Consider the following 22,512-nt stretch of genomic DNA (forward strand, 5'->3'; position numbering starts at 1 on the left):
AATTCTGAAATTAGAATTTAGAAAATCTTAAATTTTAATTCTAAAAATTTGATTTTCTTCAGTAAATGTATAAAATGGAATATTTACATTTATAATTCTCTTTTGAGTATAACATTCCGTATTTAATGTTTCCACATCATACTGTATTTCAATAGTTTCATCATCAGCAATATTTAAATAAATTTTATTGTCTAATTCTACATTGGTTTTAGGAAAGATTTGAATTAAATTCAAACTATCTCGAGTAATCAAAACAAAATCAACCTCTGTATCATCAAATTCTGTTACCGAAATATCACCTACAGTATACGTTTCATTTGTAAATACATTTTCATCTGTATCTTCATCCAAAACTTCTATAAATACCGATGCTTGTGGCGGAATAACATTTTCAGAACAATTTTCTTTAGTGCAACTTAATGTTATCACGGTCAATAAAAACAAAAATATTATTGAATACTTTTTCATGTTTTCTCTATTACTTACTTAATATTTCAATCTCAACTCTTCTATTCGCAGCGGCTTGTTCTTCGTTTTCTTCAGGAATTGGATAAATTGGTCGTGTTGTACCAAAACCAGTTACAGTAATCCTGTGTTGTGGAATTCTTTGGTAAACCAACCATCTACGAACTTGCTTTGCTCGTTCTAAAGATAAGTTTCTTCCGTCTTTAGCTATACAACAAATATGACCTTGAATTTGAATTTTTAAATTGGGGTTATTTTGCATTACGAATAACAAATCATATAAAGATCCGTTAGACTCTGGTGTAATTGCAAATGTATTTTGATAAAAATTAATATTTTTTAATGTAATTTTTGTACCCACTTTTGCTAGCGCCACTTTTTCTTCTAAAGTCGCGTCTTCTGGAATTACAACCTCTTCTTCAATTCCTAATATTTCATTTTCTCGAGCTAAATCTTTTTCTAAGATATAATAAATTGTAGCTCTTCGATTTTCTGATTGTATGTTTGACTGCTTGAAATTTTCACCAACACTAATTGATTTATAATCTTCTCTTATAGTAACCTTTTCTTTTATTAAATTAAAAATAGATTGTACTCTCTTTAAAGCAAGAGTATCATTATATCCAGTAGAACCGACTTCATCTGTATAACCATTAATTGCTACAATTTTTGAAGTTTTGTTTTCATTAATCCATTTATCTAACTTTAAACTTTCTGCTTTATTTAACTCAAATTTATTGGTCTCAAAATAAACAGAAAACTGTTCTTGAGAAAACATAGTTAAACCAAAAAAAAGTGCAGTATATAGAAAAAAGGTTTTCATTTTTAAGATTTTTTACGAAGTAACGATATTTATATTATATATAAAAGCATACCAAAGTACCAAATATAAAAAAAACGTATTTGCTATAAACAACAAATACGTTTTAATATTATATATAAAATAGATTATTTAGTAAATAATAACTCTCTGTATTTAGTTAGAGTCCACATTTCATCATCAACTAACAATTCTAATTTATCAGAATGATATCTAATTTCTTCAAAGAATGGTTTTACTTCATTACAATACGCAGCAGCTTGTTTTTCGGCATCAGTTAGTAAATTTGCTTTTTTACGAGCTTCAATCATTGCATCGATTTTAGAATTAATTCCTTCAATATGTCCAGAAATATCTTTAATCATCTTAATTTGCTCTTTTGCAATAACTTCAAAATCTTTACCAAAAATTTCTTTTAAACCTCTTACATTATCAATTAATGTATTTTGATATTTTATAGCAGTAGGAACTACATGATTACGAGCAATATCACCAAGAACTCTTCCTTCAATTTGAATTTTCTTAGTATATTCTTCCAATTCAATTTCATAACGAGATTCAACTTCTATATGGTTCATTACTCCCATTTCTTCAAAAAGAGCAATTGCTTTTTTGGAAACTTTTGCCTTTAAAGCTTCAGGAGTAGTTTTATGATTACTTAAACCTCTTTTCTTAGCTTCTTTTTCCCAAGCTTCACTATATCCATCTCCTTCAAATAGAATAGCTTTAGTTCCTTTAATATATTCTCTTAAAACATTAAAGATGGCATCATCCTTCTTCATGTCTTTCTTTTCTATTAAGGCATCAACCTCAGCTTTAAAGTCTTTCAACTGTTTTGCTACAATAGTATTTAAAGTAGTCATTGAAACTGCACAGTTTGCAGTAGAACCTACAGCTCTAAATTCAAATTTATTACCAGTAAACGCAAAAGGAGAAGTTCTGTTTCTATCCGTATTATCTAAAAGTAAATCTGGAATTTTACCAACAACATTCAACTTTAAATCTGTTTTTTCTTCAGGAGATAATTTTCCCTTTGAAACCCCTTCTAATTCTTCTAGTACTTTCGTTAATTGTTGACCAATAAACACTGAAATTATCGCTGGAGGTGCTTCATTTGCCCCTAAACGATGATCGTTACTTGCAGACGCAATAGAAGCTCTTACTAATTCTTCATTATCATGAACCGCTTTTATTGTATTGATGAAAAACGTTAAGAATTGTAAGTTACTCATAGGCGTTTTACCTGGACTTAATAGATTAATTCCAGTATCTGTAGCTAACGACCAGTTGTTGTGTTTACCTGAACCATTTACTCCTTTAAAAGGTTTTTCATGAAATAAAACCTTAAAATCATGTCGTTCTGCAACTTTTTGCATTACATCCATTAATAAAGAGTTATGGTCAACCGCTAAATTAGTTTCTTCAAAAATTGGAGCCAACTCAAATTGATTTGGCGCAACTTCATTGTGACGTGTTTTTACTGGAATACCTAATAACATACATTGATTTTCCAAATCTCTCATGTATTGTAAAACACGTGTTGGAATTGAACCAAAATAATGATCATCTAATTGTTGTCCTTTAGCAGAAGTATGACCCAATAATGTTCTACCAGTAGCCATTAAATCTGGACGAGAAGAAGCTAAAGCAGCATCAACTAAAAAATATTCTTGTTCCCAACCTAAAGTTGGTGTTATCTTTTTTACGTTTTTATCAAAATATTTTGCAACATCTGTCGCAGCAGCATCAATAGCAGTCAATGCTCTTAATAAAGGTGTTTTATTATCTAAAGCTTCACCAGTGTAAGAAACAAAAACCGTTGGAATACATAAAGTTGTTCCAAAAATAAATGCTGGAGATGTTGGATCCCAAGCTGTATAACCACGTGCTTCGAATGTATTTCTAATTCCACCATTTGGGAAAGAAGAAGCATCTGGTTCTTGTTGAACTAACTGCGTTCCTCCAAATTTTTCTACAGGATCACTTCCATCCATAGAGGTTTCAAAGAAAGCATCATGCTTTTCTGCAGTAGTACCAGTTAACGGTTGAAACCAGTGTGTATAATGTGTAACATTTTTAGACAAAGCCCATTCTTTCATTCCCATTGCAATATGCTCTGCAATTTTTCTGTCAATTTTAGTTCCATGCTGCACTGCGCTTTGAACTGCTTTATATGCTTCACCGGTTAAGAAAAGACGCATTGCCTTATCATTAAAAACATTTGAACCAAAAATCTTAGACTTTCTGTCTAATTCTTCCACAATAACAGGTTTTCTACCTGATGCGCTTTGTAAAGCTTGAAATCTTAAAGTTGCCATAAAATAAATTTTAGAATATTTAACCCCATTATTTTGATGCAAATATACTTAAAATAATTAAATAAAATATTTTAACCCTGTTTTTTATAGGGGTAATATTAAAATTAAGTGTATTTAAATGATCTTTACCCATAAAAAAAGCTCAACGTTAGCTGAGCTTTATATTTTACTTAATATTATTACATTTTAATTTTTGTAATTTTAGATTCATCTAAATTATAGTGTTCAACAACCGAATCATAATCGTTAAAATTAACTGCATCTGGGTTTTTATTTCCAAAATATGCAGGAATAATCACAACTCTAAAAACTTGATCTAACTTATATGAATTTGATAATCCAGGTAAATCGTATCCAAACAAATTAACTTGAGCATCATATCTTGTAAAGTCGTTATCGTAACCAAAATCTAAAGTACCATTATTAAAATAATATGTTTCAGGCATTGGTTTCCAAACATCTCCAGAAGAACCATAACTTGCTAAACGATACACTAAAACCATATCTGAAGAATAAATAGTATGTGGAAAGTTTAATACTACACTATATCCGCTGCCTGAATAAAAATCAACATTTGAATATTCAAAAACTTCACTTATAGTATCGTAATCTACATTATCAGATACAACTACATCTTCTCTAACACAACTTTGTAACGTTATCATCCCAATAAGCGCTATCAATAAAGTAATTTTCCTCATAACTATATTTTTTTTAAGATTAATATAGCTTCAATAATTCAATAGTCATGCCAAAACATTTTTTCTTAAGTTTGTAGTCTTTAAAAGAATTAAAAAAATGGGAAGAAATAACGAACGAAACATAAAAAAGCATAACGATAAATTACACAAGGAACAAGATAAAGCCAAAGCTAAGAAGGTTGCTCGTGCTGAAAAATTAAAAGAAATTACCCGTAAATTTAACGAGAATAAAAAAACATAAAAACAAAAAACCTTTCATTTCTGAAAGGTTTTCTATTGCTTATTTAATAATCATTTGACAAGATGCTTCGTTCTTCGCATTGACAAACCGCTTACATATTCCTTCTGTACTGCCCACCAACTTCGAATAATCCTGAAGTAATTTGACCAAGTGTACAATATTTGGTAGCATCCATCAATAACTCAAATAAATTTTCGTTTTTAATAGCTGCTTCTTGTAATAGATTAATTTGCTCTTTTACTTTATCCGCATTACCTTGATGTAAATTTTCTAAAGTTTTAATTTGGAATAACTTCTCTTCTTCAGTTGCTCGAATTACTTCGGCTGGAATTACTGTTGGAGAACCTTTTGAACTTAAAAACGTATTTACTCCAATAATTGGGAATTCACCGGTATGTTTCAAAGTCTCATAATATAAAGACTCTTCTTGTATTTTACTTCTTTGGTACATGGTTTCCATTGCTCCAAGAACTCCACCTCTTTCAGTAATTCTATCAAATTCTGTTAAAACTGCTTCTTCTACCAAATCAGTTAATTCTTCAATAATAAACGAGCCTTGAATTGGATTTTCGTTTTTCGCTAAACCTAATTCCTTATTAATAATCAACTGAATTGCCATTGCTCTACGCACTGATTCTTCAGTTGGCGTTGTAATCGCTTCATCATATGCATTGGTATGCAACGAATTACAGTTGTCATAAATTGCATATAACGCTTGTAAGGTTGTACGAATATCATTGAAGTCGATTTCTTGAGCATGTAAAGAACGTCCTGATGTTTGAATATGGTATTTCAACATTTGAGCTCTTTCATTTGCCCCGTATTTTAACTTCATAGCTTTTGCCCAAATTTTACGAGCTACACGACCAATAACAGCATATTCTGGATCAATTCCGTTGGAGAAGAAAAATGATAAATTTGGCCCAAATGCATTAATATCCATTCCTCTACTTAAATAATACTCAACATATGTAAAACCATTTGCTAAAGTAAATGCCAATTGCGTAATTGGATTCGCACCAGCTTCTGCAATATGATATCCTGAAATTGAAACCGAATAGAAATTACGAACATTTTCTTTAATGAAATATTCTTGAACATCTCCCATTAAACGTAATGCAAACTCAGTTGAAAAAATACAGGTATTTTGCGCTTGATCTTCTTTTAAAATATCTGCCTGAACCGTTCCTCGAACTTGTGCTAAGGTTTTTACTTTAATTTCGTTATACACATCTGCAGGTAAAACTTGGTCACCTGTAACTCCTAACAACATCAATCCTAAACCATCGTTTCCTTCTGGTAAAGCTCCGTTATAAGTAGGCCTTTCGGTTCCTTTTTCTTTGTAAATGGCTTTAATTTTAGCTTCAACCTCAGCTTCTAAACCGTTCTCTTTTATATATTTTTCACAATTTTGATCAATTGCAGCATTCATAAAGAATCCTAGTAACATAGGTGCTGGTCCATTGATTGTCATAGAAACCGAAGTTGCTGGGTGACTTAAATCAAATCCAGAATATAATTTCTTCGCATCATCTAAACAACAAATCGAAACTCCTGCATTTCCAATTTTACCATAAATATCAGGTCTGTGATCTGGATCATTACCGTATAAAGTTACCGAGTCAAAAGCAGTTGATAAACGCTTTGCTGGCATACCTAAAGAAACATAGTGAAAACGTCTGTTTGTTCTTTCTGGCCCACCTTCTCCTGCAAACATACGTGTTGGATCTTCACCTTCACGTTTGAATGGATATAATCCTGATGCAAATGGAAATTCACCTGGTACATTTTCTTGCAAATTCCATTTTAAAATATCGCCCCAAGCTTGATACTTTGGTAAAGCAATTTTAGGAATTTGAGAATGCGAAAGCGATTCTGTATGTGTTGCAATTTTAATTTCCTTATCACGAACTTTAAAGCTGTAAACCGGATTTTTATATTTATTTACTTTTTCATCCCAAGTTTGAATTACTTCCCAATTGTATGGATCTAAATTCATTTTCACTCGGTCGAATTCTTTAACTAATAAAGAAACGAATTCTTTGTTTGAGTCATTAATTTGCAAAGACTCTTCAATAATTCCTGCTTTATCAAATTGAGGTAAATTTCCGTTAACTGATTCGATTGTTTTGAAAATTCCGTATAGTTTTTGAGCCACTTCAACTTGCGTTAAAACAGTTTCATCATACTTACGATTATTTTCTGCAATTTCAGATAAGTAACGCGTTCTATGCGGAGGAATTACGAAAATTTTCTCGCTCATTTCACGTGTAATCTCAAAAGTAGATTTTAGATCAGATTCTGTTTTCTCTACAATTTTATCCATTATAGACTTATACAACGTATTCATTCCTGGATCATTGAACTGAGAAGCAATAGTTCCAAAAACGGGCATTTCATCTGGATTTATATCCCAAAGATTATGATTACGCTGGTATTGTTTTTTCACATCGCGAATTGCATCAAGCGCTCCACGTTTGTCAAATTTATTTAAAGCTACTAAATCGGCGAAATCAAGCATGTCAATTTTCTCTAATTGAGTTGCAGCACCAAATTCTGGAGTCATAACATAAAGAGAAACATCAGAATGATCCATAATTTCAGTATCACTTTGTCCAATTCCAGAAGTTTCTAAAACAATTAAATCATATTTAGCTGCTTTTAAAACTTGAATCGCTTCAGCCACATATTTAGACAAAGCTAAGTTAGATTGACGAGTTGCTAACGAACGCATGTATACTCTAGAATTATTAATAGCATTCATACGAATTCTATCCCCTAGAAGCGCTCCTCCTGTTTTACGTTTTGATGGATCGACTGAAATTAATCCGATAGTTTTCTCTGGAAAATCAATTAAAAATCGACGAACTAATTCATCAACTAAAGATGATTTTCCTGCTCCTCCTGTTCCTGTAATTCCAAGAACCGGAATTTTAGACGTTTCGTTTGTTTTGTGAATTTTCTCTAAAGTTGCTTTTGCAATTTCAGGGAAATTTTCAGCTGCCGAAATAACACGAGCAATTTCTCTTGGGTTTTTATTTTCTAAATGATCTGCTTCAGTTGTTAGTTTATCTCCAATTGGATAATCAGCACGTTTTACCAAATCATTAATCATTCCTTGAAGACCCATTGCTCGGCCATCGTCTGGAGAATATACTTTTTCAATACCATAAGCATGAAGTTCTTCAATCTCTACAGGAAGAATAACTCCGCCTCCACCAGCAAATATTTTAATGTGTCCTGCTCCTTTTTCAGTTAGTAAATCGAACATGTATTTTAAATATTCGGTATGACCACCTTGATAAGAAGTCATTGCAATAGCATTTGCATCTTCTTGAATAGCTGTATTTACAACCTCTTCTACACTTCTATCATGCCCTAAATGAATTACTTCGCAACCTGTTGCTTGGATAATTCTTCTCATTATGTTAATTGCAGCATCATGTCCATCAAAAAGTGAAGCAGCAGTAACAATTCTTACTTTATTATTAGGGATATAAGGTTGTTGTTGTTCCATATGTAATTTTATATAAAATTAAAGCGTGCAATTTACGAATTTAATAATTTTTATTCCACACTTTTCAATAGATTTTATGGCTTTTTAAAAAAAGATACTATATTTGATTTATTAAAGAAAAAAAGATTTTTATGAAAAAGATTACACTGAGTTTATTCGCTTTTACATTATTTGGATGCGCAGAAATGCAACAAGTTCTCGATCAATTACCACAAGAAACAGTTGGGTTGAGTCAATTAGATATTTCTAATGGGTTAAAAGAAGCTTTAGATAAAGGAATTGATCAACAAGTATCAAAACTTACAGCAACTGACGGTTTTTTTAAAAATGAAGCTGTTAAAATTTTATTGCCTGAAGAACTACAAACAGTAGACACAAAATTACGTCAAATAGGTTTATCAAGTTTAGCTGATGAAGGTTTAAAAGTACTTAATAGAGCAGCTGAAGATGCCGTAAAAGAAGCTACTCCTATTTTTGTAGATGCGGTTAAAAATATGTCGTTTAATGATGCTAAGAATATATTAATGGGAGACAATACTGCGGCAACAACTTATTTACAAAGTTCAACATCTACAGCATTGTATGGAAAATTTAATCCTGTAATTAAAAATTCATTCGCTAAAGTAGGAGCAGATAAAGTTTGGACAAATATTATTACTAAATACAATGCTATTCCATTTGTAAACAAAGTAAACCCAGACTTAACAGACTATACTACCAATAAAGCAATGGAAGGAGTATTTAAAATGATTGCAGTTGAAGAAGAAAATATTAGAGGAAATTTTAGCGCAAGATCTTCTGATTTACTGAAAAAAGTTTTTGCCTTACAAGACAAAAAATAGTTTATAAAATTTTAGCATTCAATAACATACATATAACAAAACCTTAACATAAAACAAAAAAAATATTTAGATATTTGCAGTGTTATAAAAGAAGAAATTCTCATATTTGGTTAGGTTAGTTAGAAAAAATATCCACGTCTTAGGGCGTGGTTTTTTTATGCAATACGATTATGCAATTCTTTGAAGTATTTAAAAGCCTTTAATAATCTAGAACCATACCACGAAAACATTTCCCCATCTACAAAAACCGTAATGGCATGATGGGTAAATCGTCCTATTTCAAATGCGTGTTCGTCTTTGAAAGGGAAAGGTTCAGAAGAAAGAAAAACATAGTCTGGATCACCTTCTAAACGAATTTTCTTCAACTCAACTTCTGGATAACGCCCTTCTTTTGTTAGATAAATATTCTGGAAATGATTCAATTTCAATAACTCATTAATAAACGTGTTATTTCCTGCTACCATGTATGGATTAGCCCAAATAAAATAAGCTGCTTTTTTAATTGGTTTATTTTGTATAAAATTTTGGAAATCTTGATATGCAAAATTGATTTTATCCATCCATTTTTGAGCATTTGTTCGTTTATTGAAAATTTCTCCAAAATCTCGTATCATATGATTGTTATCTTCAATAGAATAAATATCGGTAACCCAAACCGGACAAATTTGTCTTAATTCTTCAACAATTTCTTTCGTATTTTCTTCTTTATTACAAATGATAATATCGGGTTGAAGCGCTTTTATTTTATCAAATTTGATATTTTTTGTTCCGCCAACAATCGCTTTTGTAGCTTTAAAATAAATAGGATGAATACAAAATTTAGTTATACCAACAATAGAATCTTCCAAGCCCAAATCAACTAATAATTCAGTTTGAGAAGGCACTAAAGAAACAATTCGTTTTGGAACTGACTCAAAAGTATGTGAAATTCCTATTTGATCTGTAAAAGATTTTATCACTTATTTATTTTCTAAAATAAACTTCATTTCTTGCTGCAACTTCAAAGCTTCTTCTCTCGCTTTTTCAGCAAAATCAATTTCATTTGAAGCATAAATAATTCCACGAGAAGAATTTATCAATAACCCAACATTCTCGTTCATTCCGTATTTACAAACTTCAGATAAACTTCCGCCTTGCGCACCAACCCCTGGAACTAGTAAAAAACTATTTGGAACCATTTTTCTAATTTCGGTAAAATATTCTGCTTTGGTAGCACCAACAACATACATCAAATTTTCAGAATTTTTCCAACTTTTAGAAGTTTCTAAAACTGTTTTATACAACTCTTTACCCTCTACTTTTTTTGTTTGAAAATCATAAGCACCTTCATTAGACGTTAAAGCCAACATAATTGTATGCTTATTTTCAAAAGCTAAAAAAGGCTCAACAGAATCTTTCCCCATATAAGGCGCAACGGTAACCGAGTCAAAATTTAAATCTTCGAAAAAAGCTTTCGCATACATTGAAGAAGTATTTCCAATATCTCCTCGTTTTGCATCGGCAATGGTAAAAATTTCAGGATACTTTTCGTTGATATAATTAATTGTTTTTTCTAAAGATTGCCAACCTTTAATTCCAAAAGCTTCATAAAAAGCAGTATTTGGTTTATATGAAACACATAAATCGTGCGTTGCATCAATAATTGCTTTATTAAATTCGAAAATTGGATCTTCAGTATTCAATAAATGTTTTGGAATTTTATTTAAATCGACATCTAAACCAATACATAAGAATGATTTTTTAGATTGAATTTGTTGTTCTAGTTGTTGTGTTGTCATTGTAAATTAACTTAATACAAAAATGCAAAATATATTTAAAAGTAGGCTATAAAAAAAGCCTCAATAAATGAGGCTTGTATTTATAAATTAAAAAACATCATGTTCTTTTAATTTTTCAGTATTGTTAACCAATTGAAGTTCATCGATAAACTTCTGAATTTTACCGTTCATAACTCCGTCCATATCAAAAACATCTAAACCAATTCGATGATCTGTTACACGACCTTGAGAATAATTATAGGTTCTAATTTTTGCCGAACGGTCTCCAGAACTTACTTGAGAAGTACGTTTAACAGCATCTTCTGCTTGTTTGATAGCTAATTCTTTTTCATACAAACGAGAACGTAATACAATAAATGCTTTGTCCTTATTTTTATGCTGAGATTTTTGATCTTGACATTGGGCCACTAAACCTGTTGGAATATGCGTTAAACGAACTGCCGATTTTGTTGTATTTACTGATTGACCTCCAGGACCTGACGAACAAAAGAAATCAACACGAACATCGTTCATATCAATTTGTACATCAAACTCTTCTGCTTCTGGTAAAACCATAACTGTAGCTGCCGAAGTATGCACACGACCTTGAGTTTCCGTTTGAGGAACACGTTGTACACGATGCACACCAGCTTCAAACTTTAATGTTCCATATACATCTTCACCTGTAACTTCAAAAATAACCTCTTTGAAACCTCCAGAAGTTCCTTCACTTACATCTACAACAGAAGTTCGCCAGCCTCTAGCCTCGCAATACTTCGTATACATACGAAATAAATCTCCTGCAAAAATAGAAGCTTCATCTCCACCAGTACCAGCACGAATTTCAACCATAACGTTTTTAGCATCTTCTGGATCTTTAGGGATTAGCATAAATTTTATTTCCTCTTCTAATTCAGGAATTCTTTCTTTTGCTTCTTCCATTTGCATTTTGGCCATTTCAACCATCTCGGCATCAGAACCATCTGCAAGAATTTCTTGTGCTTCTTGAATATTAGCATCAAGAGTTATATATTCTTCACGCTTATCAACTAAAGCTTTTAAATCTTTATATTCTTTGTTCAGTTGCACATAACGTTTTTGATCGGCAATAATATCTGGCTGAATAATCAAATCTGATACTTCGTCGAAACGTTGTTTAACATATTGCAATCTATCTAACATAGTACTGTCTTATTTTTGGAGTGCAAAGTTAAGAAAAAAAAAATTCAGTTTATCGTGTTCTATCGTGAGTTTTTTTTAAGTTGAAAATCAGCACAATAAAAAGTTTATTTGAATTTAATCCAAATAAGTTTTGTTGTTTAAATTTTCTTCAATATTTTTGCGCGATTATTTTTATTAAATCTAAATAAGTAGTTAAAAGTAAATTTAACAATAAATAGATTATTTTAAACAGTCTCTTCAGGTATGTTAAAAATGTTTCTTTTGAAGTTATTGAAAATTGCATGGTAGATTGAGAAAAATTAAAACCTCATCCCTAAGCAGAATTTATGAATGTAATTACTGTAAATGGATAAACAACTAAGGAAGCTTCAGTTGGGTATGAATAAATATGTATACCTATGTATATTAACAATTGTAACAAAATTATTAAAATAAATCATATAGAACAAAGACAAATATTAACATTATTCATAAATTATAATTCACCATATTCTTTAAAAAATGAAACAAGCAACTATTAGAAATTTACATCGCGATTTAGGTTATTTTTATTTAGGCCTTATTATTACGTTTGCCTTTTCTGGAATTTTAATGAATCATCGAGAAAATTGGCATCCAGATAAATATACTATTGAGGCTAAAGCAATTGAAATATTATTACCTGAAGAATCACAAATTAATGATGCCTATGCTGAAAATCTAGCCAAAGAACTAAACATTAATGACAAAGTAAAACGCCATATGGTTAGAAAAGGTAAATTTAAAATGCAATTTGAAAATACTGAAGTAGAAATTGATCTAAAATCTGGTAAAGGCGAAATTATTCATTTTTTAAAAACTCCAGTTATAAGTCAAGCAATGAAATTACATAAGTCAACTTCTAATTGGTGGATTTATTTTTCAGATATTTTTGGCCTTTCATTAATATGTATAGCCGTAACAGGAGCAATGATGGTTAAACATGGAAAACACACATTTAAGCGAAGAGGTTGGAAACTAGCTATCGTAGGTTTACTCTTCCCTATTCTGTTTTTATTATTTTTAAGTTAGTATGAAGCTCCTCAACTAAAAATGGTTGGGGAGTTTTTTAAAGTAAATAACACTAAAAAGTTAAACAAAATACAAAAAACATTCTAGTTGGTATTTTTTATTTAAATTTGTAACATGAAACAAGATTTAAAATCAGAACTAACAAAAAAAATAATTATTGATGAAGCATTTAAACTGTTTTATGAAAATGGTTTTAAAAGCACGAGCATCGATAAAATAATGAACGCAAGTGCTCTAACAAAAGGTGCTTTCTATCATCATTATAAAAGCAAAAAAGAATTAGGTCTTGAAGTTATTAGTTTAAAATTACAAAAAAGAGTTCATCAAGGAATGATTATTCCGTTAAAAGACTCTGGTGATGCCTTAAAAATTTTAGAATTAACTTTCTTAAATCGAATAAAATCTTTTCCATTATACGACAAACAACATGGTTGCCCAATGAATAATTTTATAAATGAAATTGGCGATTATGAAATAGCCTACCAAAGTGCTTTAAAAAAAATTATTGAAAACTGGAAAGCGGAATTAGTTACATTAATTGAACGTGGACAAAGAGAAAATTCAATTAAAAATAATATTTCTAGTCAGGCAGTTGCTGTATATTTAATTAGTGCTTTTGAAGGAATAAGAGGTATACGAAAACTATATCAAGACGATTTGATTCTTGACGAATATTTAAACGGCCTTTCATTATACCTAAATCAATTAAAACCATAATTTTTTTAAATAAAAACATACCTTTTAGTATGTTTTATAAATAAACAAAAATGAATCATTCAAAAAGTGACAGAAGGAATTTTATTAAAAAATCTGCCTTATTAGGTTTAACAAGTTTAGCCGTTCCAAATTTAACATTTTCATCAAACAACCAAGATAATATGCTAGAAAACAATTTAAAAAAACGACCAAAAGTTTTATTTTTTGATGTTAACGAAACATTGTTAGATTTAACTGCTATGAAAGAAAGCGTAGGAAATGCACTAGGAGGTAGAAAAGACTTGTTGCAATTATGGTTTACAACAATGCTTCAATATTCATTAGTAACTACAGTAGGAAACCAGTACAATGATTTTGGAATTATTGGTGCGGCAGCTTTGCAAATGGTAGCTTTAAATAACGGAATAGAACTAACGGATGAACAAGCTAAAGAAGCTATTTTAGGTCCTATACGTTCTTTACCAGCTCATCCAGAAGTAAAACAAGCACTAACACAATTAAAAAAAGCAGGTTATAAATTAGTTTCCTTTACCAATTCATCTAATATAGGCGTAGAAACTCAATTTAAAAATGCTGGATTATTAGACTATTTCGACGAACGTTTAAGTATTGAAGATATAGGTAAATTTAAACCTCATGCAGATGCATATACTTGGGCTGCTAGAAAAATGGGTGTAGAAAAAAGCGAATGCATGTTAATCGCTGCTCATGGTTGGGATATTGCCGGAGCACTTTGGGCAAATTGGAGAGGTGCATTTGTAAGCAGACCGGGAGCACAATTGTATCCGTTAGCAGAAAAACCAGAAATTAATGAGCCTAATCTAAAACTAATTGCTGAAAAACTAATCTCTTTACAATAAAACGAAACACTAATTAAAATGATAACAATGAAAATCAAGTATTTAATTTTAAGCACAAGTATTTTACTATACTTAGGATGTAAAGATGTAAAAAACGAATCTACAAAAGAACAAGAAATGAAAACTGAAACAACAGAAAATCAATCAGCAGAAAGACCGTTAGAAACTGATTTAAACAACCGAATGACTGACTTTGGCAAAAAAGCAGATGCTGAAAAAAAACAAATTTACGCGGAAGGTTTAAAATTTTTAGAAGATAGTAAAATTGTTGAAAACGCATTACAAGTAGGTGAAACTGCAATAGATTTTAAACTAAAAAATGCAACAGGCAAAGAAGTTTCTTTATATGAGGAATTAAAAAAAGGACCGGTAATTTTAATGTGGTACCGTGGCGGATGGTGTCCATATTGTAATTTAACATTACATCACATGCAAGAAGCACTTCCTGAATTTCAAAAATATGGCGCTAATTTATTAGCTCTTTCTCCAGAAGTTCCAGACAGTTCTATTACTACAAAACAAAAAAACGAATTACAATTTGAAATATTAAGTGATGTAGATAATGTAGTGGCTAATAAATACAAAGTAGTTCATAAACTTACAGACGATGTAGCTAAAATTTATGAAGAAAGTTTTGGTTTAAGTGAATATAACGGAAACTCTAAAAACGAATTACCATTAGGAGCAACTTATATCATAGGACAAGATAAAGTTATAAAATATGCATTTTTAGATGCAGATTACAGAAAAAGAGCAGAACCAAAAGATTTAATAGCGTTTCTAAAAAAAATGAAATAGTATTGATTTAGTAGAAAGAAAAAAACCTCATTAATAATGAGGTTTTTTATTATATAATTATCTTCTTAGTTTTTCATTGGGATATTCTCCAAAACCTCTAATACAAATTTCCAATATTTTTGAGCAGAAGAAATACTTGCTCTTTCATCTGGGCTATGCGCACCTTTTATGGTTGGTCCAAAAGAAATCATGTCCATTTCTGGATAATTAGTTCCTAAAATTCCACATTCTAAACCTGCATGACAAGCAACAACATCAGCTTTTTTACCATTTTGTTTTTCGTAAATAGAACTTAAAACATCAAGTATTTCCGATTTTGCATTAGGCGTCCAACCTGGGTAACTTCCAGAAAATTCCACTTCACAACCCATTAATTCAAATGCTGAACGTAATGAATTTGCTAAATCAAACTTAGCTGTTTCAACAGAAGAACGTGTTAAACATTGCACACTCAGTTTTCCATCGCCCACAATTACTTTTGCAATATTGTTTGATGTTTCCACTAAATTATCAAAATCAGCACTCATTCTATACACTCCGTTATGCGCAGTATATAAGGCTCTTACCAAAAAGTATTGTGCCATTGGCGGCATTACTTTAGCAGGAGTTTTCTCTGATTTATCAATTAGAATTTCTAAATTTGGTTCTGTAGTTTTTAATTCTGTTTTTATTTCATTGATGATTTCTTGCATGTCAAACACAAAAGCTTCATCGTAAACATTTGCAATAATAACTTCGGCAACACTTTCTCTAGGAATTGCATTACGCAAACTTCCTCCTTTTATAGATGCAATTTGCAATCCAAAATCGTCATAACCGTTAAACAATAAACGATTCATGATTTTGTTCGCATTTCCTAATCCTTTGTGAATATCCATTCCACTATGTCCGCCTTTTAATCCTTTAACTGTGATTGTATAACCCACAGCGATTTCTGGAGCGTCTTCTTCATCGTATTCAGCAGTAGCGGTAACATCTACTCCACCAGCACATCCTATATCAATTTCATCATCTTCTTCGGTATCTAAATTTAAAAGAATTTCTCCTTCAAGCATTCCACCTTGTAAACCCATTGCACCTGTCATTCCTGTTTCTTCATCAATAGTAAACAAAGCTTCAATTGCAGGATGTTTAATTGTAGAACTTTCTAAAATTGCCATAATTGTAGCCACTCCTAACCCATTATCCGCACCAAGAGTAGTTCCGTTTGCACGAACCCAGTCACCATCTACATACATTTCAATTCCTTGCGTGTCGAAATCAAAAACCGTATCATTATTTTTTTGATGCACCATATCCAAATGCGACTGCATTACAATGGTTTTTCTATTTTCCATTCCAGCAGAAGCCGGTTTTTTAATAATTACATTTCCTACGTGATCTTTTATGGTTTCAAATCCTAATTTCTTTCCGAAATCCATCATAAAAGCAATTACACGCTCTTCTTTTTTAGACGGACGAGGCACTGCATTTAAATCGGCAAATTTATTCCAAAGTTCTTTTGGTTCAAGGTTTCTTACTTCTTGGCTCATTCTTTTTGTAGTTTTAAAGTGTCAAAGCAACAAAGTTACAAAGTTTAATTTCTTTATGAATTGATTTGTAATTATATTTACTTTTTAAATTATAACGTGAAAAGAAAATACATCCTTCCAATCCTATTCTTTATCCAAATTATTTTGGTTAAAACCTTGGCTTTTTTTCCTGAATTTGTGGAAAACTGGTACAGCAAAGGTTTGTATCCTAAAATTGCTTTTGTTTCTCGAAATGTATTTGGTAACATTCCTTTTTCAGTGGGAGATGTTATTTATTATATTTTAATTTTTCTGTTATTAAAATGGATTTGGAACAACAAAAAAGGCTTTTGGAAAAACTGGAAAACAAACGGATTAACAGTTTTAAGTTGGTTTTCTATCTTCTATTTTTTCTTTCATTTTTTATGGGGAATGAATTACTATAGAATTCCTTTACACAAAAAATTAAATATTGACAAAGAATATACTTTGGCGGAATTAGAAGCGTTTACCGAAAAAATGATTACCAAAACAAATGCAATTCAATTATCGATAACCAAAAACGATACAATTGCAGTTCACATTCCTTATTCTAATGATGAAATATTTGAATTGGCACAAAATGGTTACAAAAACTTACCGAAAGCTTTAAATGATTTTCAATACAACTACAAAAGCACAAAAGCGTCATTATTTAGTTATCCTTTAAGTTATATGGGGTTTGGTGGTTATTTGAATCCGTTTACCAATGAAGCACAGGTTAATATTTTAAAACCAAAATACAATGCTCCCTTAACAACTTCGCATGAAATGGCGCACCAAACGGGAATTGGTAGCGAAAGTGAATGTAATTTTATAGGTTTTATTGCTGCTTCCAAAAACGAAGATGTATATTTTAAATATGCTGCGTATAGTTTTATAACGCGTTATTGTTTGCATAACTTGGAAATGATGCAAGAAGGAAAATCAGAAAAATTTCTAAAAACTATAAACAAAGGGGTTTTGAAAAACTTTGACGAAAACGAACAGTTTTGGGAAAAGTACCACACGCCTATAGATACAGCTTTTGAATTTTTTTATGACAATTTCTTAAAAGCAAACCAACAACAAGATGGCTTAGAAAGTTACAGTAAGTTTGTTGGACTGATGATTGGGTATGAGAAAGTGCTCAGTGAGCAGAAATAAGTTGGCAGTTTTCAGTTAATACTTTGCAATAGTATATGACAATTATAATAGTAATAACTTAAAACCATTAAATCATTTGGTTTAACAATCTTAATGACTTTCCAATTATATTTTTCAACATGAAAATTCATAATACGAAAAGGAGAGTCATCTTTTAATGTTATAGTTGGCAGTGAATTTTCATCTATAAATTGCTCTACAATAATCCCAGTTGAATTAGTTAGATTATTTTCTCTTTGAATATTTCTAACAATCATTCCAACAACTAGTTCTTGCCATGAAACATCAATCCACTCTGAAGAATCAAGAATTTTATGTACTTCATCAATGGTATGTTGAACTTTTAATATTTGTTTACTTTTTTGCTCTTTAACCTTTCTTGTTAAAGCAATCTCACCAGAAACTTCATTTAAATTTTCAATAAAAAAATCTTCCCAATTTTCAATTGCTTTTTCAATTAACTCATTAAAATCAGAAATAATATTATCATTAAAGTCAACAATATCAGCAGTAAATTCAATATTAGAATTCATTGGATTATAAAAAACCTTTGATAATGGATAATTTATATTCCACGCTTCTCTAATATTTGTGATTTTTGGATCTAATTTAGACCTTCTTGTTTTCGTTAAAGGATAACCATGTTTTTCAGAATTAGATAAATCTGTAATTATTGATAAATGCATTGAACTATTTATTCTGCTCTCAACAACTTTATCATCAAGGTTTCTATCTGCCAAATATTTCTTTACATTATCTTTTATGTTAGCAAGATGATGTATTACTAAAATCATTCTGTTGTATACTTCTAATTTTTCATCAGTATTTATACTTCCTCCACCAAATGTAACTTTAAGGTGTCTTTTACCATTCTCAACATATTCTTCAGTTTCAGGAACTACAGGCTTGTAAAAACTATAATGTAAATTAATAGCTTTATATAAAATTGATAATCTCTGTTCTAAATTATTAAAGTCCATAACTAAATCTCATCACTAGTAAAACTGGTCAATTGTTTCTTTTTAAACGGACGAATAATCAAGCGTGCTTCTCTATCGAAACGAATGTAATTATACACCCAATTTAAAAATACAACAGCTTTATTTTTAAAACCTATAAGTGAAAACAAATGCACAAACATCCAAACAAACCAAGCGAAAACACCGCTAAATTTGTAGTTTTTTAAATCTACAACCGCTTTGTTTCTACCTATGGTTGCCATTGAACCTTTGTCTTTATACACAAAAGGTTTCATTGCTTTTTTATTGATAAGTCGAACTAAATTTTCTGCTAAATGACGGCCTTGTTGCATAGCAGGTTGTGCCATCATAGGATGTCCTTGCGGATATTCCTCTGAACACATTGAAGCAATATCGCCAATGGCAAAAATATTCTCATAACCTTCTGCCTGATTGAATTCGTTAACTTTTATTCGCTCTGCTCTTTCAACCAAACAAGAAGCATCTAATCCATTAACTAAAGCTCCTTGTACACCAGCTGTCCAAATAACCGTTGCGCTATCAAAAGACAAATCGGAATTTGTGGTTACAATTCGTGTATCGTAACCCGTTACACGAACGTTTTTCCAAACACTAACACCTAATTTTACCAAAAACTCTTCTGCTTTTTCAGAAGCGTGTTCGCTCATTGTATTTAAAATTCTATCACCACTTTGAATAAGGTTGATTTCCATTTTACGAACATCCAAATCAGGATAATCTTTGGGAAGAATGGCTTTTTTCATTTCGGCTAAAGCTCCTGCAAGTTCAACTCCTGTTGGTCCGCCACCTACTAACACGAAATTCATTAAACTATGACGTTCCTCAATATCATTTGTCAACAAGGCTTGCTCAAAGTTTTCTAAAATAAGACTACGAATGTTTAACGATTGCGGAATGGTTTTCATAGCCATACAATTACGTTCCATTTCTTTATTTCCAAAAAAGTTGGTTTTAGAGCCAGTTGCCATCACCAAATAATCGTATTTAAGTTCGCCAATGTCGGCAAATACTTTACAGTTTTTAGTATCAATTTCACGAACTTCAGCTAATCGAAAGTAAAAATTTTCAAATTCCTGTACTACTTTTCGAATAGGATATGCAATAGAATCGGGTTCTAAACCTCCTGTTGCCACTTGGTATAATAAAGGTTGGAAATTATGGTAATTGTGTTTGTCTAACAAAACCACTTGCACCTTTTTATTTCTTAGTTTCTTTGCTAAAGCAATACCAGCAAAACCACCACCTATAATAACTATTCGAGGAAAACTTGAACGAGGAATATTCATTTGAAAATTTTAATAAATGTACTACAAATATACAAAGATTGTTTCGAAAGAATTTATTTGTGAACTGAATTTATTATTTGATATTTACTTCTATTTAATAGCCCAGATGGAAGTGGTATCCTTTTTAATAGCTTTATTAAAGCTATTAAAAAGATATAACGGACAGCTGGAAAAAGCTTCTAAAAATTATCAGTATTATTGTAACAACTTAAACAGATTAACTACTTATAAGGTATGAGTGAAGCTTCGGAAGAACAGTTTGTGAAACTTTTACAGGAAAATCAGAATATTGTCCACAAAATATGTAGGCTGTATACGCATGACCAAGATTCTCATAACGATTTGTTTCAAGAAATAACGATTCAGTTATGGAAAGCGTATCCTAATTTTAGAGGCGATTCTAAATTTACTACTTGGGCGTATCGTGTAGGATTGAATACTGCAATTACCCTTTACAGAAAAAAGAAGAAAACAATTAATACTATTGAGTTTGACAATACTTTTCATAAAGTAAAACAAGAAGATTACAACTTTGAAGAAGAAGAACAAATTAAGCTTTTATACAGTGCTATTGGCGAATTGAATGATATTGAAAAAGCATTAGTTTTCTTGTATTTAGAAGAAAAAGATTATAGTGAAATCTCGGAAACATTAGGTATTACCGAAGTAAATGCACGAGTGAAAATGAACAGATTGAAGGGAAAATTAAAAAAAATATTAAATCCGTAGTATGATGGATGAACTAGATATATTAAAAAAAGATTGGAAAAAGAATGAGAATTCTTATACTCAAATCACGGAAAAAGAAATTTATGGAATGTTGCATAAAAAATCATCGTCTATTGTAAAATGGATATTGGTAATAAGCATTCTTGAAATAGCTTTTTGGAGTGTTTTAGGCTTTTTTACAACCGATGAAAATTATTTAAAGACGCTAGAACTGTATCATTTAAGAGACGTAATGCCTATTATTACAACTGTTAACTATGCCGTTATTCTTTTCTTTATTTACTTATTTTATAAAAATTATAAAACAATTAATACTACTGATACAGTAAAGCAATTAATGCACACCATTTTAAAAACCCGAAAAACAGTCCAGAATTATGTTTGGTATAATTTAATAATGACTTTTTTCTCTATGGTTCTTGTAGTTATTTTTCAATTAAAATATGACCCTAATATTGAAAAAGTTTTCAATAATATGAGTGCTACCATGGATTCTAATTTGTTTTATTTAATGGTAACGTTCTTTTATATTATTGTTATTCTTATTGTAATTGGATTCATATGGTTGTTTTACAGATTGATTTATGGAATATTAATGAAACGTTTAAATAATAATTATAAAGAATTAAAGAAAATAGATTTATAAAAAAATCCCGCATTTAGCAGGATTTTTTATTTAATATTTCCATTTTCTTTCTTCATCTAATTTTGCTTGTTCTTCTAGTTCTTCAACAGGAATAACCTTTAAAAATGATGGATGCTGTTCTATTGCATATTCAACTTTTTCAACAATTTCTTCAATAGTATCATTTTCATAATCAAATTGTAAAGGTTCTTTAATTACAAATGATTGCAAAATACCTTTCTTTTTAATTAACAACCCTTTTCTATCAAATGATCTCCTAAAACCATCAATTACAATAGGCACAACAATTGGCTTATGCTGTTTAATAATATGAGCTGTACCTTTTCTTACAGGTTTAAATGATCTTGTGGTTCCTTGTGGAAAAGTTATAACCCAACCGTCTTCTAGTGCTACTTTAATATTTTCAGTATCATTTGGATTAACTTCACGCTTTACATCTTTACCTTCTGCTCGCCAAGTTCTTTCTACAGAAATTGCTCCTGCATAAGCTAATATTTTAGGTAACAAACCAGAAGACATTGTTTCTTTTGCTGCAACATAATACATATTCATTTTAGGTTGCCATAAATATCCAACATTTTTAATGTTATTTTCTCTACCTTTTAAACTAGCATTTAATACATGAAACATTGCTACAACATCTGCAAAATACGTTTGATGATTTGAAATGAATAATACATTTGTATCAGGAAGATTTCTTATTATTTCAGATCCTTCAATATGTAAACTATTAAATCCACGATATCTTTTATGTGTTAAACCTCCAGCAATTCGGATTAACCATTTTTTTAAAAATAATATATGACCAAAAGGATTTCTTTTAAATAATCCCATAATTTTTATTTTTTTTAATAAAGCAAGGCTACAAATGTAACAAATCAATGGT

At 30.5% G+C, this 22,512-nt stretch carries 21 protein-coding genes; 9 read left to right on the forward strand and 12 right to left on the reverse strand.

Going from position 1 to position 22,512, the window contains the following annotated elements:
* Nucleotides 1–27 precede the first annotated feature (27 nt).
* The 4 genes from OLM55_RS12450 to OLM55_RS12465 all read right to left on the reverse strand — a co-directional run bounded on the left by OLM55_RS12450 (nt 28) and on the right by OLM55_RS12465 (nt 4,304).
* A complete protein-coding gene (locus OLM55_RS12450) occupies nt 28–468 on the reverse strand; it encodes a hypothetical protein (RefSeq protein ID WP_264559228.1) in 441 nt (146 codons plus the stop codon).
* 10 nt (nt 469–478) lie between these two features.
* Nucleotides 479–1,288, reverse strand: coding sequence for an OmpA family protein (locus OLM55_RS12455; RefSeq protein WP_264559229.1), 810 nt, complete (start codon nt 1,286–1,288; stop codon nt 479–481).
* A 125-nt stretch (nt 1,289–1,413) separates the two neighbouring features.
* Nucleotides 1,414–3,603 (reverse strand): glutamine synthetase III, encoded by a 2,190-nt coding sequence (locus OLM55_RS12460; RefSeq protein WP_264559230.1) that lies wholly within the window; start codon nt 3,601–3,603, stop codon nt 1,414–1,416.
* Nucleotides 3,604–3,782: 179 nt separating this feature from the next.
* The gene (locus tag OLM55_RS12465) at nt 3,783–4,304 is read right to left on the reverse strand and encodes a hypothetical protein (protein WP_264559231.1); all 522 of its coding nucleotides are present in this window, start codon (nt 4,302–4,304) and stop codon (nt 3,783–3,785) included.
* Between the two features lie 97 nt (nt 4,305–4,401).
* Here OLM55_RS12465 and OLM55_RS12470 point away from each other — a divergent pair, with 97 nt between their 5' ends.
* Nucleotides 4,402–4,545: a hypothetical protein gene (locus OLM55_RS12470; protein WP_264559232.1), complete on the forward strand. Its 144-nt coding sequence runs from the start codon at nt 4,402–4,404 to the stop codon at nt 4,543–4,545.
* Between the two features lie 91 nt (nt 4,546–4,636).
* Here OLM55_RS12470 and OLM55_RS12475 read toward each other — a convergent pair whose 3' ends face one another.
* Entirely contained in the window at nt 4,637–8,062 is a 3,426-nt protein-coding gene (locus OLM55_RS12475; protein WP_264559233.1) for a methylmalonyl-CoA mutase family protein, read from the reverse strand.
* Nucleotides 8,063–8,193: 131 nt separating this feature from the next.
* Between OLM55_RS12475 and OLM55_RS12480 the strand changes: the two genes are divergently transcribed.
* Nucleotides 8,194–8,904: a DUF4197 domain-containing protein gene (locus OLM55_RS12480; RefSeq protein WP_264559234.1), complete on the forward strand. Its 711-nt coding sequence runs from the start codon at nt 8,194–8,196 to the stop codon at nt 8,902–8,904.
* A gap of 155 nt (nt 8,905–9,059) precedes the next feature.
* Here the strand turns inward: OLM55_RS12480 and OLM55_RS12485 are convergent, their stop codons facing one another.
* From OLM55_RS12485 to prfA, 3 genes are all read right to left on the reverse strand, one after another.
* Nucleotides 9,060–9,860 carry an ABC transporter substrate-binding protein gene (locus OLM55_RS12485; protein WP_264560633.1) on the reverse strand — a complete coding sequence of 267 codons (801 nt, stop codon included), beginning with the start codon at nt 9,858–9,860 and terminating at the stop codon, nt 9,060–9,062.
* A 3-nt stretch (nt 9,861–9,863) separates the two neighbouring features.
* Nucleotides 9,864–10,682 (reverse strand): orotidine-5'-phosphate decarboxylase, encoded by an 819-nt coding sequence (gene pyrF, locus OLM55_RS12490; protein ID WP_264559235.1) that lies wholly within the window; start codon nt 10,680–10,682, stop codon nt 9,864–9,866.
* An 87-nt stretch (nt 10,683–10,769) separates the two neighbouring features.
* Nucleotides 10,770–11,843, reverse strand: coding sequence for a peptide chain release factor 1 (gene prfA / locus OLM55_RS12495; RefSeq protein ID WP_264559236.1), 1,074 nt, complete (start codon nt 11,841–11,843; stop codon nt 10,770–10,772).
* A 501-nt stretch (nt 11,844–12,344) separates the two neighbouring features.
* Between prfA and OLM55_RS12500 the strand changes: the two genes are divergently transcribed.
* From OLM55_RS12500 to OLM55_RS12515, 4 genes are all read left to right on the forward strand, one after another.
* On the forward strand, nt 12,345–12,893 hold the full coding sequence (locus tag OLM55_RS12500; RefSeq protein ID WP_264559237.1) for a PepSY-associated TM helix domain-containing protein: 549 nt from the start codon (nt 12,345–12,347) through the stop codon (nt 12,891–12,893).
* A gap of 114 nt (nt 12,894–13,007) precedes the next feature.
* Nucleotides 13,008–13,610, forward strand: a complete 603-nt coding sequence (locus OLM55_RS12505) for a TetR/AcrR family transcriptional regulator (RefSeq protein ID WP_264559238.1) — start codon at nt 13,008–13,010, stop codon at nt 13,608–13,610.
* 50 nt (nt 13,611–13,660) lie between these two features.
* Nucleotides 13,661–14,470 carry a haloacid dehalogenase type II gene (locus tag OLM55_RS12510; RefSeq protein WP_264559239.1) on the forward strand — a complete coding sequence of 270 codons (810 nt, stop codon included), beginning with the start codon at nt 13,661–13,663 and terminating at the stop codon, nt 14,468–14,470.
* Nucleotides 14,471–14,497: 27 nt separating this feature from the next.
* On the forward strand, nt 14,498–15,268 hold the full coding sequence (locus tag OLM55_RS12515) for a peroxiredoxin-like family protein (protein WP_264559240.1): 771 nt from the start codon (nt 14,498–14,500) through the stop codon (nt 15,266–15,268).
* A 65-nt stretch (nt 15,269–15,333) separates the two neighbouring features.
* Here OLM55_RS12515 and OLM55_RS12520 read toward each other — a convergent pair whose 3' ends face one another.
* Complete coding sequence (locus tag OLM55_RS12520; RefSeq protein ID WP_264559241.1) at nt 15,334–16,800, reverse strand: aminoacyl-histidine dipeptidase; 1,467 nt, start codon at nt 16,798–16,800, stop codon at nt 15,334–15,336.
* Between the two features lie 96 nt (nt 16,801–16,896).
* On the opposite strand from OLM55_RS12520, the gene OLM55_RS12525 reads away from it, so the two are divergent.
* Nucleotides 16,897–17,964 (forward strand): DUF3810 domain-containing protein, encoded by a 1,068-nt coding sequence (locus tag OLM55_RS12525; RefSeq protein WP_264559242.1) that lies wholly within the window; start codon nt 16,897–16,899, stop codon nt 17,962–17,964.
* Between the two features lie 11 nt (nt 17,965–17,975).
* Here OLM55_RS12525 and OLM55_RS12530 read toward each other — a convergent pair whose 3' ends face one another.
* Both OLM55_RS12530 and OLM55_RS12535 read right to left on the reverse strand, forming a co-directional pair.
* Complete coding sequence (locus OLM55_RS12530; RefSeq protein WP_264559243.1) at nt 17,976–18,944, reverse strand: hypothetical protein; 969 nt, start codon at nt 18,942–18,944, stop codon at nt 17,976–17,978.
* 2 nt (nt 18,945–18,946) lie between these two features.
* Nucleotides 18,947–20,251: an NAD(P)/FAD-dependent oxidoreductase gene (locus OLM55_RS12535; RefSeq protein WP_264559244.1), complete on the reverse strand. Its 1,305-nt coding sequence runs from the start codon at nt 20,249–20,251 to the stop codon at nt 18,947–18,949.
* 234 nt (nt 20,252–20,485) lie between these two features.
* Between OLM55_RS12535 and OLM55_RS12540 the strand changes: the two genes are divergently transcribed.
* Together OLM55_RS12540 and OLM55_RS12545 are read left to right on the forward strand one after the other, a co-directional pair.
* The gene (locus tag OLM55_RS12540) at nt 20,486–20,980 is read left to right on the forward strand and encodes an RNA polymerase sigma factor (protein WP_264559245.1); all 495 of its coding nucleotides are present in this window, start codon (nt 20,486–20,488) and stop codon (nt 20,978–20,980) included.
* 4 nt (nt 20,981–20,984) lie between these two features.
* Complete coding sequence (locus OLM55_RS12545) at nt 20,985–21,626, forward strand: hypothetical protein (RefSeq protein ID WP_413614322.1); 642 nt, start codon at nt 20,985–20,987, stop codon at nt 21,624–21,626.
* A 30-nt stretch (nt 21,627–21,656) separates the two neighbouring features.
* Here OLM55_RS12545 and OLM55_RS12550 read toward each other — a convergent pair whose 3' ends face one another.
* Complete coding sequence (locus OLM55_RS12550) at nt 21,657–22,460, reverse strand: lysophospholipid acyltransferase family protein (protein ID WP_264559247.1); 804 nt, start codon at nt 22,458–22,460, stop codon at nt 21,657–21,659.
* Nucleotides 22,461–22,512: the final 52 nt, after the last annotated feature.

The sequence above is a fragment of the Flavobacterium sp. N2270 genome, from assembly GCF_025947225.1.
Lineage (GTDB): Bacteria > Bacteroidota > Bacteroidia > Flavobacteriales > Flavobacteriaceae > Flavobacterium.

Coding starts and splice junctions, on each gene's coding strand:
- OLM55_RS12510 (WP_264559239.1), top strand. CDS start 13,661: ATGAATCATTCAAAAAGTGACAGAAGGAATTTTATTAAAAAATCTGCC.
- OLM55_RS12450 (WP_264559228.1), bottom strand. CDS start 468: ATGAAAAAGTATTCAATAATATTTTTGTTTTTATTGACCGTGATAACA.
- OLM55_RS12545 (WP_413614322.1), top strand. CDS start 20,985: ATGGATGAACTAGATATATTAAAAAAAGATTGGAAAAAGAATGAGAAT.
- OLM55_RS12480 (WP_264559234.1), top strand. CDS start 8,194: ATGAAAAAGATTACACTGAGTTTATTCGCTTTTACATTATTTGGATGC.
- prfA (WP_264559236.1), bottom strand. CDS start 11,843: ATGTTAGATAGATTGCAATATGTTAAACAACGTTTCGACGAAGTATCA.
- OLM55_RS12535 (WP_264559244.1), bottom strand. CDS start 20,251: ATGAATATTCCTCGTTCAAGTTTTCCTCGAATAGTTATTATAGGTGGT.
- OLM55_RS12540 (WP_264559245.1), top strand. CDS start 20,486: ATGAGTGAAGCTTCGGAAGAACAGTTTGTGAAACTTTTACAGGAAAAT.
- pyrF (WP_264559235.1), bottom strand. CDS start 10,682: ATGACAACACAACAACTAGAACAACAAATTCAATCTAAAAAATCATTC.
- OLM55_RS12465 (WP_264559231.1), bottom strand. CDS start 4,304: ATGAGGAAAATTACTTTATTGATAGCGCTTATTGGGATGATAACGTTA.
- OLM55_RS12520 (WP_264559241.1), bottom strand. CDS start 16,800: ATGAGCCAAGAAGTAAGAAACCTTGAACCAAAAGAACTTTGGAATAAA.
- OLM55_RS12455 (WP_264559229.1), bottom strand. CDS start 1,288: ATGAAAACCTTTTTTCTATATACTGCACTTTTTTTTGGTTTAACTATG.
- OLM55_RS12515 (WP_264559240.1), top strand. CDS start 14,498: ATGAAAATCAAGTATTTAATTTTAAGCACAAGTATTTTACTATACTTA.
- OLM55_RS12475 (WP_264559233.1), bottom strand. CDS start 8,062: ATGGAACAACAACAACCTTATATCCCTAATAATAAAGTAAGAATTGTT.
- OLM55_RS12505 (WP_264559238.1), top strand. CDS start 13,008: ATGAAACAAGATTTAAAATCAGAACTAACAAAAAAAATAATTATTGAT.
- OLM55_RS12500 (WP_264559237.1), top strand. CDS start 12,345: ATGAAACAAGCAACTATTAGAAATTTACATCGCGATTTAGGTTATTTT.
- OLM55_RS12550 (WP_264559247.1), bottom strand. CDS start 22,460: ATGGGATTATTTAAAAGAAATCCTTTTGGTCATATATTATTTTTAAAA.
- OLM55_RS12460 (WP_264559230.1), bottom strand. CDS start 3,603: ATGGCAACTTTAAGATTTCAAGCTTTACAAAGCGCATCAGGTAGAAAA.
- OLM55_RS12470 (WP_264559232.1), top strand. CDS start 4,402: ATGGGAAGAAATAACGAACGAAACATAAAAAAGCATAACGATAAATTA.
- OLM55_RS12530 (WP_264559243.1), bottom strand. CDS start 18,944: ATGGACTTTAATAATTTAGAACAGAGATTATCAATTTTATATAAAGCT.